General features: G+C 40.9%; 11 protein-coding genes. 9 read left to right on the top strand and 2 right to left on the bottom strand.

Features of this window, described 5'->3' with window-relative positions; all coding sequences use genetic code 11:
* Position 1: 1 nt before the first annotated feature.
* The 6 genes from J0X14_RS08570 (at position 2) to J0X14_RS08545 (ending at position 5321) form a co-directional block, all read left to right on the top strand.
* A complete protein-coding gene (locus tag J0X14_RS08570) occupies positions 2 to 844 on the top strand; it encodes a DUF4249 domain-containing protein (RefSeq protein WP_207097339.1) in 843 nt (280 codons plus the stop codon).
* A gap of 372 nt (positions 845 to 1216) precedes the next feature.
* Positions 1217 to 1744, top strand: coding sequence for a nuclear transport factor 2 family protein (locus J0X14_RS08565; RefSeq protein WP_207097338.1), 528 nt, complete (start codon positions 1217 to 1219; stop codon positions 1742 to 1744).
* A 20-nt stretch (positions 1745 to 1764) separates the two neighbouring features.
* On the top strand, positions 1765 to 2526 hold the full coding sequence (locus tag J0X14_RS08560) for a hypothetical protein (RefSeq protein WP_242527958.1): 762 nt from the start codon (positions 1765 to 1767) through the stop codon (positions 2524 to 2526).
* A 131-nt stretch (positions 2527 to 2657) separates the two neighbouring features.
* Positions 2658 to 3548 (top strand): DUF4382 domain-containing protein, encoded by an 891-nt coding sequence (locus tag J0X14_RS08555; protein WP_207097337.1) that lies wholly within the window; start codon positions 2658 to 2660, stop codon positions 3546 to 3548.
* 141 nt (positions 3549 to 3689) lie between these two features.
* Complete coding sequence (locus J0X14_RS08550) at positions 3690 to 4691, top strand: DUF3500 domain-containing protein (RefSeq protein WP_207097336.1); 1002 nt, start codon at positions 3690 to 3692, stop codon at positions 4689 to 4691.
* 21 nt (positions 4692 to 4712) lie between these two features.
* Positions 4713 to 5321 (top strand): FMN-binding negative transcriptional regulator, encoded by a 609-nt coding sequence (locus J0X14_RS08545; RefSeq protein ID WP_207097335.1) that lies wholly within the window; start codon positions 4713 to 4715, stop codon positions 5319 to 5321.
* Positions 5322 to 5327: 6 nt separating this feature from the next.
* Here the strand turns inward: J0X14_RS08545 and J0X14_RS08540 are convergent, their stop codons facing one another.
* On the bottom strand, positions 5328 to 7100 hold the full coding sequence (locus J0X14_RS08540; protein WP_207097334.1) for a PorP/SprF family type IX secretion system membrane protein: 1773 nt from the start codon (positions 7098 to 7100) through the stop codon (positions 5328 to 5330).
* Between the two features lie 298 nt (positions 7101 to 7398).
* Here J0X14_RS08540 and J0X14_RS08535 point away from each other — a divergent pair, with 298 nt between their 5' ends.
* Positions 7399 to 7878: a GNAT family N-acetyltransferase gene (locus J0X14_RS08535; protein ID WP_207097333.1), complete on the top strand. Its 480-nt coding sequence runs from the start codon at positions 7399 to 7401 to the stop codon at positions 7876 to 7878.
* On the opposite strand, the gene J0X14_RS08530 is transcribed toward J0X14_RS08535, so the two are convergent.
* Positions 7875 to 8993, bottom strand: coding sequence for an adenylate/guanylate cyclase domain-containing protein (locus J0X14_RS08530; protein ID WP_207097332.1), 1119 nt, complete (start codon positions 8991 to 8993; stop codon positions 7875 to 7877). The genes J0X14_RS08535 and J0X14_RS08530 overlap by 4 nt on opposite strands.
* 81 nt (positions 8994 to 9074) lie before the next feature.
* On the opposite strand from J0X14_RS08530, the gene J0X14_RS08525 reads away from it, so the two are divergent.
* Both J0X14_RS08525 and J0X14_RS08520 read left to right on the top strand, forming a co-directional pair.
* Positions 9075 to 9497: a DoxX family protein gene (locus tag J0X14_RS08525; RefSeq protein WP_207097331.1), complete on the top strand. Its 423-nt coding sequence runs from the start codon at positions 9075 to 9077 to the stop codon at positions 9495 to 9497.
* A 150-nt stretch (positions 9498 to 9647) separates the two neighbouring features.
* The gene (locus J0X14_RS08520; RefSeq protein WP_207097330.1) at positions 9648 to 13031 is read left to right on the top strand and encodes a tetratricopeptide repeat protein; all 3384 of its coding nucleotides are present in this window, start codon (positions 9648 to 9650) and stop codon (positions 13029 to 13031) included.
* Position 13032 lies beyond the last annotated feature (1 nt).

Raw genomic sequence — 13032 nt, 5'->3', positions numbered from 1 at the left:
AATGAAACCATTTTATATCGTTTATATCTGCATTTTGTTTGTTGCCGTTTCCTGTACCGATGTCATTGAAGTTGATGTTCCCGAAGCTCCTCCAAGGCTCACCGTTGAAGCTTCATTGGATTGGGAACAAGGCACTGCTGGAAACAACCAGATCATTCGATTGAGCACCTCTACCCCTTTCTTTGCAGAACAGAAGATTTCTCCCGTTCTTGGGGCGTCGGTACAGGTTACCAATGTAGATTCTGGAGCTGAGTTTATTTTTGAGGACCAAAACAATGGTCAGTATACCACCTCAAGCTTTGTTCCTGTAATTGGAAATACATACCAACTGGAAATCATCTATAATGGTGAGCGATATACGGCCACCGAAACCTTGATTCCTGTAAGTGAGATTGTAGATGTATTTCAATCCACTAAAGATGGGGAGGATGAAGATGCCTTGGAAGTGAATGTTACTTTTCAAGATCCTGCTGATACTATCAATTATTATTTTCTGCGTTTTCAAAGTGATGTAGACCTACTTCCAGAGCTTTATTACATCAAGGATGAGTTTATTGATGGAAATGAGTTTACCATATATTATGAAAAAATAGAGGATGAAGATGATGGTATCGGGGAATTTCAACCGGGTGAAATGGTTGACATTGCCTTTTATGGCATATCGGAACAATACCATGATTATCTCCGTCTTTTGGTGGAGCAGTATGAAAATTCCGGAACCCCGTTTAGCCCTACTCCGGTTCCGTTGGTAGGCAACTGCATAAATACAGACAACCCTGAAAATATCGCCTACGGGTATTTTAGGGTCACCGAGGCCATAAAAACCACCTACACGATTCAATAATCTCTTTCCAATAAGCCCAGATGAATTCATCTGGGCTTTTTTTGCTTTATAACCATCCGAAAAAAGCGTAAAAATAAATTTCGCCAAGGCAATACCAGTCATTTGTAAGAAAAAGGCTAAGCAATTGATTTTAAAAAGTTTATCATCAATAAAATTTGAAAAAAAGTGCACTTTATTAACATTTTTTTAATATATTTAATAACGGTAGTTTAGTGACCGTAGCCCCTCTCTTTTTTTAGTTCCCTATAGATTAAAGTAGACCTTCCACTTGCACGGGACATGATTCACGAAGTTGAAAATTAGGCAAGTTGTTTTTCCAATCAAATCTATTGATTGCAGATACGTAACACATCAAACCTAAATATCAACATTATGAAAACACTATCAACGAAAATCCTTTTATTATGCGCCGCTTTTGCGCTGGTCCTAAATGCTTGTCAACAAGGCCCAACCCGGTACACTCAAAATTCCCCGGAAATCGACATCGTCAAAAAAGTGATTTCCAACTACGACACTAAAAGTTATGACACCAGTGTGTTTGCAGACTCATCAAAAACGTACTACAACACCAACGACGATGCATTGTCTCCCAATGAGGCTATTGCTTTTCACAAGGAAGCCGACAGTGAATATGCTTCCAGAGGTTTTGCAGATAGCCACCAAGAATATGAAATGGTGGTGACGGACGATGGTGAGACCTGGGTAAACTGTTGGTTGACATGGAAAGGTACATTGGCAGCCAACGATAAAGAATTTGAAGTCCCCGTGCATTTAACCTTTCGATTTGTAGATGGCAAAATTGTTAGGGAGCATGGGTATTGGGATCCCACTGAAATTGTTTTGGAACTTCAAAAAATTGCAGCTGAAGCCAAAATGATGGAGGAAGAGCAAACTGAATAATCAACACTAAACAACACAAAATGAAACGACTACTATTAATTCTAACAATGGTGCCGCTGATTACCATGGCACAGGACATGCAACCCCCAATCTTTATGAATGTAATGATGACCCCGCATCCTGAAAAAATTGATGCTTTTGAAGCAGGTCTGGCAGCCCACAACAAAAAGTATCATGCTGATGGTGCAGGTACGGTAAGTGTTTTTTGGGTGGCCAGTGGCAAGAATTCTGGAAAATACATTTGGAGCATGGGGCCTACCGCTTGGGCGGCATTGGACGAGGTGAACAACTATGATGATGCCCACACCACGGACTGGAACACCAATGTGGCCGCAAATGCCTTGCCCGAAATGGAGACCAACTATTGGAAAAATGATTTGGCCCATTCCAATTTCTCCAAAGATTTTAGCCTTAAAAACCTTTCTATTTTTATGGTAGATATTAAACGGTTCAAGCAGATGGAGTTTAATTCCATATTGGACCGGGTATACAAAGTTTTCAAAACCAAAGATCCAGACCAGCAATGGGGTGCTTACTATAACGAAATGCCCAATATGGATGGGCAGGATTTTGTCTGGGTCGATTTTTTTGATACATCTGCATGGATGGGCGAGGAAGATAAGTTTCCGCAATGGTATGAAGAAGTTCATGGTACCGGAAGCTTTGCAGGTTTTCTAAAGGACGTGGAAGCTGCAACCAATGGTGACATGGGTGAACTGTGGGTTTACCGAAAGGACCTAAGTGGTTCCACTGGTGAGGTCGTGGCTCGTGGGGGGCAGTAATCCTGTAGGATTTTAGCTTCAAAAACATCAAAAAAACATGTAGTTCATCGAAAAACGGAAGTATATTCAGTCTTTCATCGGGTTTTCTGCGTATTTAGTTAGAATACTATTAATAAATAAAACCCCGATTTATGAGAACTAAAATCTTTTTTTATGCAGTAAGCCTAGCTTTTTTGGCATTCATTGGCTGTTCTGAAGATGAAAACAACGGAAATCCCAGTGGTACTGGAAGAATGACCGTTCAGCTTACAGACGCCCCATTTCCATTTGACATGGTTGCGGAAGCCAATGTTACCATCTTTAAAGTAGATGCACGATTAAAAGATAGCGAAGATGAAGAAATGGATGACACGGATGCATCTTCTTTTGTTACCTTAATGGAAGAAGAAATATCTGTGAACCTTTTGGACCTTACCAATGGTGTTACCGAAGAGTTGGCCGATTTGGAGGTCCCCGCCGGAACCTATGACCTGGTTCGGGTTTATGTAAAAGGTGTAAATGTTGTCCTGACAGATGACCGAACTTTTGACTTGGATGTTCCTAGTGGAGAGCAGACCGGAATCAAAATATTCATTGATCCAGGATTGACTGTCGCAGGAGGCCTTTCCAGTGATCTATTATTGGACTTTGATGTAAGCCGTAGCTTTGTCGCCAAAGGAAATTTAAGCTCTGTGGATGGCATCAATGGCTTCAATTTTAAACCTGTTATCAAGGCATCCAACCTTTCCACAGCAGGAACCTTAAGTGGAACTGTTACAACCATTGAAGGTGAAGAAACCATTGTGTTGGAAGATGCCCAGATATCCATATTGGATGCTGATGATGAGCCTATCACCTCTGGTGCCACCAACATTGATGGAAATTATGCCATTATGGGTCTTGAAGCAGGTACATACAAGGCTTTTGCTTCCATGACCGGTTATGTTAACAGTGACACTTTGGAAGTCAATATTGTGGCCGCTAACAAAACCGTACAAGATTTTGTTTTGGAGGCCGAAATGGTTGAGGAAGAAAGTAATTAAGCTTATCCATATCAAATAGATAGAAGCGGGACGTTTGTCCCGCTTTTTTATTGTGATATTTTTTCATTCATCAGTCTTTGAATCCATTTTGGCCTATCTTTAATCAATTATAAGCTATAATGGCTTGATTATCTGAAACCCATGAAAAAAAATATCCCTTTCCTGTTCTGCATTCTATTCGTTTTTTCCTTGCAGATGTATGCTGCAAATCCTGTCCTAGATTTTCTGAATGCCCTTGATGATGCCCAACTCAGTAAGACCCAATTGCAATTTGATGATGTATCACGGGAAACCTGGCACTATTTTCCAGCAACTATGTGGCCCCGAACCGGGATTCAATTGGGAGAACTGAATGCAAAACAGAAGGAATTGTTCCATAAAATGTTGCAGCATCACTTGAGTCAATCAGGATACAACAAGACCATGGATATTATGAGCTTGGAAGACGTACTTGCGGACGAAACAGGTGACACCCATATGCGGGATATCAATAAATTTCACATTTCGGTCTATGGGAACCCAGCACAGGACGCTGTGTGGAGTTGGACTTTTGAGGGACACCACATTCTACTAAGTTTTACCAGTGTTGACGACAAAATATCATTCACGCCCCGTTTTTTTGGTGCCAATCCTGCCATTGTTCAATCGGGCCCACGAAAAGGCGAACACACCTTGGCCAATGAAGAAAATTTGGGGTTACAACTCATCAATTCACTGTCCGATAAGCAAAAGACCAAGGCCATTTTTAATGAACAGGCGCCTTCGGATATCATAACAAAGAACTCGGTGAGAGTATCGGCCGATAGTCCAAAAGGTATCCCTTTTCCAGAATTGGATAAATCACAACAGGAAGCTTTAACGAAGCTAATCCACGAATATATCTCGGCAGTACCTGATGAAATTGCCAAAACCCGAATGGAACAATTGGAATCTGAGGAAATGCAAAACATCCATTTTGCATGGGCTGGAGCGACTTCTTTGGGCAAGCCCCACTATTACAGCATTCAAGGAAAGACTTTTTTAATTGAATTTGATAATTCCCAGAACAATGCCAATCACATCCATTCTGTTTGGCGTGATTTTGATGGTGATTTTGGCAGGGACCTTATTCAAGAACACTACGCCCATCATCACAACAATTAATTTACAGTAGCCTACCCATTTATGTATACACCCCCATACTACAAGAATGAAAACCTTGCCGAAATAAAGGAATTCTTGGTCAATAACAGTTTTGGAATCTTAATAAATACAGTGGATGACAAACCGTGGGCCACCCATATTCCTTTGGAATTAGATAAAGCCCATGATGGAAAAGACATTCTTGTTGGGCACATTGCCAAAGCAAATCCTCAATGGAAACATTTTTCAGAGGAACAAGAAGTACTCTGCATTTTTAACGGGCCGCACAGCTACATTTCATCTTCGTGGTACAAAGAAGAGGAGGTGCCAACCTGGAACTACATTGCAGTGCATGTCTATGGTACGTTGAAAATCTTGTCGGAAGAAGAAACCATGGCTTCCATGCACAAATTGGTGGAGAAATACGAGCAGGGTTCCAAGCAGCCCATATCACTCAAAAATATGTCGCCCAAAACCTTGCGGCAAGTAAAAGGGGTGGTAGGCTTTCAAATTGAGGTCAGCGATATACAAGCTACTTACAAGCTTTCACAAACCCGAGTTGAAGACCATGCCAAAATCATTTCTGAACTCGAAGAACGGGATGCAAACAGCAAGGCTATCGCTTCAGAAATGAAAAATAGAACACCCTAGGGCAACCTATTCAATATCTTGGAAAATGGCATCGGCCCAATTGGAATAGCGGGGATTGTCCACATGCATGATCCAGATTTCATCCTTGTATTCCCCTTCCATTTTGGATTGATATGCCGCATAAGCTTCAGTATCTTGGTCAAATTTGGCCAAATAGACATAGTTGAGTCCGTTGTCCGGGTTTTTAAAATACTTCGGGTTTAGGCCTTCTCCCTTGAGTTTTTCCATAAAACTTTTAAGATAATGCTCGTTCTTAAAAACGTTGGCCACAATATAATGCCCTTTTCCCACGCCGTCCAGACTAATGAACTTTTCAATAGGTTTATACGCTCCGCCATTGAATGTGCCTTTTTCCTCTGGAGCCTCTTTTTTGACAATGGTTGAATTATCCACTAAGCGTTCTTTTTGCATGGAATTGTAGATGGAGTCCAAATCCTGACTATTGGCAAAATACAGTTCTTCCGCTTTATCCTCAACATCTGGATGCTCATCATCCGTTTGCCGCTTTACCATGCGCATGACCATTTCAAATCGCTTTTCAAGATCCTTTTGGCGACTTTGCTCCATCGAGTCCATTTTAAAAAGCAATTCGTCAATCACAGCATGGCTATCTTCTTGTTGTGCTTTTAAAATGGCTATTTGTTCTTCCCAAAACGCTAAATCTTCTTTATTGGTAGGGCGCAAAGTGGTATCAACATCCAACTTGCCCTTTTTCTCTGGCTTCTCTTTTTTGGCATCTGCCACCAATCCACCCTCAATGGGTTTTGGGCCTTTGGGATCATCTTCATTATTTACCATGATGTTCTTGGCCATCATGGGTACGAAGGAGTAAGCCACTGAGATCTCGTGGGTGACACCCAGGTTTAAGAAATCATTATTTAAATTCTTTTCAAAATTATAGCCAAAGGAAAGTCTTCGATTAAGATTGAATCCTGTACCGGCCGAGGCGCCATAAAACTGGTCGTACCCTCCTTGAATCCAACCCAATTTAGGGAGGTCTAAGATTATTCCACCACCAAAAACAGGGTCTTCTTCCCCTTCCATTCGAACTCTCGCCAAGGGTAATAATCGTCCATCCTCAAAAATCCCAGAGCCATTTTCAAACTGCTGCGTAAACTGAATATGCCCCGAAAAGGTTTTTTGGCTCAGATTGGTCAATGATTTTCCAGAACTCACATTGTAATCCAATAGATTATGGGCAAACACCCCAAAATCAAACTTACCTACAGACAAGTTTAACCCAGGTTGAAAAGAAATGATGGAGTTTTTGGAGGTATCATTGAGCAAGGGATCATCCTCTATGGTAATCGCCCTGTCTGGGTCAAAACTACTTACATAATAGGGAATATTGACTCCAAACGTGAGGCTGCTCTCTCTTCCCAATTGAATACCATGCGCATAATTGGCCATTACCCCAAGGTTTGAGATAACCCCTTCTTGCTGGTTGTACAGACTAAATCCAACACCTATCCTATCATTCACCTGTCCACTATAACTCAAAAAATAATTTTGCGTGTTGTTTTCAAAGTCTGCACTTTGACTTCTATGGAACAGGTTCACATACGATTTGTCCTCCCTTACCGAAGAAAAAGTAGGGTTAATGAGAAACCGGTTGAATTTCAATAAATTCTGGAACGGAACATTGTAGGTCACATACGGATTACTATCCTGTGAATGGGCCATGGGGCCCAGTAAAAAGCCACATAAAATCAAATAAAAAACCCGGTCAAACGAGAGCAGGGAGATGTATTTGGAAAATAAAGGTAGTTTTATATCCATAGCCGATGGGGGTTTGTAGGTTAATGGGCCTGATGGGGTCAGGTTGATGTCTTTTGTTTGGTCTCATTAGCAAGATTTGGGAAACTTGTAAGAGTTTTACTACTTAAAATATATACAATCTTAGGTATTTTATCGGTAAACCGCTAATTTTTTCGTTAAAAAACGGACTTACTCGATAATACAACGTAAATGATCAAAAAAAATTGAGTGTTACCCCTAGAAAAGAGCATGTTAGCTGTAATTATTTTTCATTCTTTCCAACTAATTTTGTGATTTCTTAATTCAACTGTTCTAACCTATGGACAACCCTGTGATCATAGTTCCGTATTCTGACACCTATGCTGCTGCTTTTAAGTCGCTTAACGAGGAATGGATTATAAAATATTTTAAAATGGAGGAAATGGACCGGGTTTCCTTGAACCATCCAAAGGAATATATCTTGGATAAGGGTGGTTATATTGCCGTTGCACTGCTCAATGGTGAAGCTGTTGGGGTTTGTGCCCTCATCCCAAGTAACCAAGAAGCATACGACTTTGAGCTGGCCAAAATGGGAGTTTCGCCCAAAGCCCAAGGAAAGGGTATTGGAAAGCTTTTGGGACAACACGTGGTGGAAAAGGCCAAATCCATGGGAGCCAAAAAAATATATCTGGAAAGCAACCGGGTTTTAAAGCCCGCTCTAAGCCTTTACGAAAAGTTGGGTTTCAAGGAAATTGTGGGCGCAACTTCACCCTACGAGCGCAGTGATATTCAAATGGAGCTGATCCTCTCCCCTTCTTAGTCAAGGATGTGCAGTGCATACAACTGAATTAGTTCCCTTTTGCCGCGGAGTTGCAAATTATCCATCTTTATAAAGTTATATAATTTGCTTTTTTTCAATTGGTTGGCGAGTTGTTCGGATAAAAGAATCCGAACATCATAATTGTTGCATTCTGCTTGGATTCTAGCCGTGGTATTGAGCACATCCCCGGTATAAATGATTTCTTTTTTAAGGATTCCTATTTCTCCTGTAGTCACCAACCCAATATGGTATCCTGCCTTAAAGGATGGGAAAAAATTAAATCTCTTTAAGTAGTCCGCCTTTCTTTTTTCCAATGCCTTTGAAATACGGAAAAAACATTCAATACAATTATTGGCATATAAGCCATTTTTTTCAGGCCAGGTCACCACAATTTCATCCCCAACATATTGATAAATTTCACCGGATGTCTCCAGAATGGGAATGGCCATATCGGCATAGTACGCTTTAAGCAGTTCAAAAAATTTGGCGTGTCCCAATTGTTCGGCAATGGTCGTGGAGGATTTCATATCCAAGAACATGAAAATGCGGCTTTCCCTTTTTGGGGTGTGGTATTTTCCAAATACAAAATTCAAGAACACCCCGCTTCCCACAAATGAGGAGATTTCCAACAAAAGCATCCCTATCGTAATTCCAAAGCCGATATAGATGACCACACTCCAAAATGCAAAACTGTTCATGAACTGTTTTACACTATGAATTACTGTTGGATGTAATGGGGATAAATCAAATCGATTGGAGTTCACACTCGAGGCCAAAACAATAAGAAAAATAATAATGAATAGAAGATAGAACAGGGTTTTAATGACCACTTTTATCCAAAGTGGACTTTTTGTAAACTTTTTCCCCAACCACGTAACTTCTACCCATCCATGTAAAAACCCCATTAGAAAACCTCCGATACTGGCATAGGTAAGCGAGGTTTTAAAATCATATCGGTTACGGGTCGATGGATATAAGTCAATCCTTCCCAACAAGCCCTGTTCCACAATACCGTAGATCAGTCCGAACAAAAACCAGATGCAGGCAAACAAAAGTGCCTGTTTAAGGTATCTGATGTATTTGGGATGAATCATCACAACCCAAAAGTAGTGCATTCTATCGGCTACTGAACAAAATCCCTTTTACATATAGCTAAAAATGAGTATATTATAGTGTAAATTTTAAATTCAGAAACCATGGGAACAGTTAAAAGCTTGAACAAATGGGCCAATGCCCACACCTACTATCCTTTGGACCTATTACGTGTTGCCCTGGGGGTATTTCTTTTTATCAAAGGAATTGAGTTCATGACCAATTATGAGCAAATGTCTGAGATAGCCAGACCCTTTCAAGAAATGCCGGGCGGCATGATCATTCTGCACTATGTGGCCCCTGCTCATTTTGTGGGTGGCTTTTTAATCGTTGTGGGGCTGCTTACCCGATGGGCCGTAATCGCTCAGCTGCCCATATTGTTGGGCGCCATTTTGACCAACTTTTTGGGAGTGATGAATTTATCCAACCTTGTTTTGGCCATTATAGTGTTTTTGGCCTGTATCTTTTTTGCACTTTATGGGTCTGGAAAACATTCGGCCGATTATTACTTGAAAATGCAACAATAAAAACCTATCAACCTAAATTACAAACCCGCACAAGCGGGTTTTATTTTTGTGGGTAACACTTTAATGCACTACATTTAAGTTACTGTACATCAACCTTAAACCAAAATCATCAAACGGTCAGCCTCCATAGTAATCCTATTATGCATTGCTGTGAACGCATTGCATGGTCAAACACATCGTATTGATAGCCTTCAGAAAATCTATTCAACTGTAAAATCTGATTCACTTCGAATACGTATCCTAAAAGATATTTCTTGGGAATATTTGAATAATAGAGGGAATGCCCACCTGGCCAAAAAGCACATCGACAGCTTCTTTTCAATCAGTAAAAAAAGTAATATTCCTTGGGGAGTTTCCATGGCCGATTACCAATATGCTGTTCTAAAAAGGCAACAAGGAGATTACAGTCAAGCACTGGTCCATATTGATAGCTATCTGAATTTTCATCAAACCAAAAAAGAACCGTTTGCAACAGCCAATGGCTTATATCAAAAAGCCATTATACTGGATAATCTGGGAAATTATGATGAGAGTCTGAAAATCTATTACGATATCTTAAAAATCTACGAAGAGCATAATGACCCATTTAGCATTGCCACCACACTGAATGCCCTAGGCGAGATCTTAAAAAAAACTGGAAAGATGAACCAAGCTTTGGAAAGTTACCAAAGAGCATTGGAAATCTTCAAATCTCTAGGCGAGAAAATGGAAATCGCCAATTGTTTGTTCAATATAGGGGATGCCCACATGCTGTTGAAAGACTATACTATTGCCCTTCAATATTTTAACGATGCCTTGCTGCTAGATCAGGAGGCTAACAGTGAATGGGGCATCGCTTTTGATTATGAAGCATTGGGCAAAGTATATGGCCATCAAAAAAAATATCCCCAAGCATTGGAGTACCATAAGAAGGCCCTATTACTTCGGGAAAAGTTAGGGCAACGGTTGGAACTATGCATGAGCTATACCCAAATTGGAAACATTTACCTGGAAATGGGGAATTATGAACAGGCTAAAGAAAATAGTAATGCGGCCATTGCAATTGCAAAGGGCATTGGAGCACGGGCAGAATTACAGGACAATTATAGAATCTTATCCTCCATTTATGAAAAAACCGGTGATTTTGAAAATGCCCTAGCTTTCAAAAACCAATTTATTGCCATAAAAGACAGTCTCTTCAATGTAGAAAAATCAAAACAAATAGAAGAGCTCCAAGTCCGTTTTGATACCGAAAAGAAACAGGATGCCATCGCCTCGCTCCAAAAAGATGCCGAAATCAATTCCCTCAAGCTCAACCAGCAAAAGACCCTGAGAAACATCATTATCGGCATAGCGGCCGCTGCCCTGCTCTTCTTTTGGTTTGCTTTTAATCGATACAAACAAAATCAAAGGGCCAAACAAGCCGAGGAAGAAAAGCAAAGAGCCATTTTGGAAGAACGAAAACGCACAGAATTGGAAAAGCAACGGGTGGCTGAACTTCAAAAAATCGATAAGCTGAAAGATGAGTTCCTGGCCAACACTTCCCATGAACTCAGAACGCCTTTGGTGGGTATTGTTGGACTTACGGAGTCGTTGCAAGATGGCGTGGCAGGAAAATTGCCAAGCGAAGCTCTTGAGAATTTAGAAATGATTGCCAATAGTGGGAGACGTCTCTCCCATTTGGTGAATGACATCCTTGATTTTTCAAAACTGAGGAACCAAGATCTTGTTCTTTCCAAAGTTCCTGTGGACGTTTATGCCATTTCCAATATTGTATTGCGCCTGTCTCAACCGCTGCTCAAGGACAAACAGCTTAAAATCATCAATTCCATTCCCAAAAATGTTCCCTTGGTGGTTGCCGATGAGAACCGGTTGCAACAAATTATGCACAATTTGGTGGGCAATGCCATCAAGTTTACGGAAAAAGGGTACATCACTCTATTTGCAGAAGTTAAGGATGACATGCTCTCCATTTCCATTTCAGATACAGGAATTGGAATTCCCAGGGACAAAATGGATGACATATTCAACTCTTTTGAGCAAGGCGATGGTTCGGTACAACGGGAATTTGGTGGAACAGGTCTTGGACTATCCGTGACCAAGCAGCTGGTTGAGCTTCATGGTGGTAGTATTTCCGTTTCTTCGGAAAAAGGAAAAGGTTCCATTTTCACTTTTACACTTCCGCTGAGCGACAAAACCCGCAAAGAGCTTAAGATGGACGTACAGCAACCTTTGGCTAAAATTCAAGCTATAAGCAGCAGTAGTCCTGTAAAGGTCATATCCAAAGAAAAACCACAGCTCTCCGAAGAAGCTCCAAAAATCCTTATTGTGGATGATGAACCCGTAAACAGGAGGGTGTTGGAAAACCATCTGAGCATGGCCGGTTACCAAGTTGTTGAAGCTAATAATGGCAAAGAAGCGCTAAAACTGATAGGCGACGAGTCAGATTTCAGTATGATCTTACTGGATATTATGATGCCAGGCATGTCGGGTTACGAGGTTTGCGAAAAAATCAGGGAGCGGTATTCCACAAGTGATCTGCCCATTATCCTACTGACAGCTAAAAACACAGTAAATGATTTGGTCACTGGCTTTAATTCTGGTGCCAATGATTACCTTACCAAACCTTTTTCCAAAGGAGAATTGTTGAGTCGCATAAAAACACACCTAAACCTGAATACCATCCATAAGGCCACATCCCGTTTTGTGCCTTCAGAATTTGTGAGATCAGTTGGAAAAGAGTCCATAACCGATATTAAACTTGGGGATTATACCGAAAAAAACGTTACGGTCCTATTTTCGGATATTCGGGATTACACATCATTGGCAGAAGGGATGACCCCTTCGCAGAACTTTAAGTTTGTCAACGCCTACGTTGGCCGGATGGGACCAATCATAAAAGAAAATGAAGGCTTTGTAAACCAATATATGGGGGATGGCATTATGGCCCTATTTCCAAAAAATCCAGAAAATGCTTTGGATGCCGCCATTGAAATGCAACGTACCCTAACACTCTACAACAAAAGAAGGGTGGAAGAAAAGGGGTATAAACCCTTGTCCGTTGGCGTAGGGTTGCATACAGGGCCATTGATTATGGGAATCATTGGAGATTCCAAAAGAAATGACCCGGCCGTAATTGCCGATACGGTGAATAGCTCTGCCCGTGTAGAAGGGATGACGAAACACTTTGGTGCCAATATCATTATTAGTGGTGCCAGTTTAGAATTGATGGAAGACCCATCAGGGTTCAATTTTAGGTATTTGGGCAAAGTACGCGTCAAGGGCAAACAAAAGGCTTTAGAAATTTATGAATGTATCGATGGTGATAGTATTGAAAGTATTTCTTTGAAACTGGAGACCAAAACGCATTATGAACAAGGTATTGAGTTGTTTTTTGACAGTCAGTTCAATGAAGCTTCCACTGCTTTTGAATGGGTACTGTACAAAAATCCCGGAGATTCAGTAGCGCACTATTTTCACGATATGGCCCGAAAATATGCTGTTTTAGGACCTCCTGAAGATTGGGCATCCGGAACGGTAATGCACGAAAAGTAAC

This window comes from Allomuricauda sp. CAU 1633 (assembly GCF_017313225.1).
GTDB lineage: Bacteria > Bacteroidota > Bacteroidia > Flavobacteriales > Flavobacteriaceae > Flagellimonas.
The sequence above is the reverse complement of the archived record's forward strand: the minus strand, read 5'-3'. Positions and strand labels throughout refer to the sequence as shown.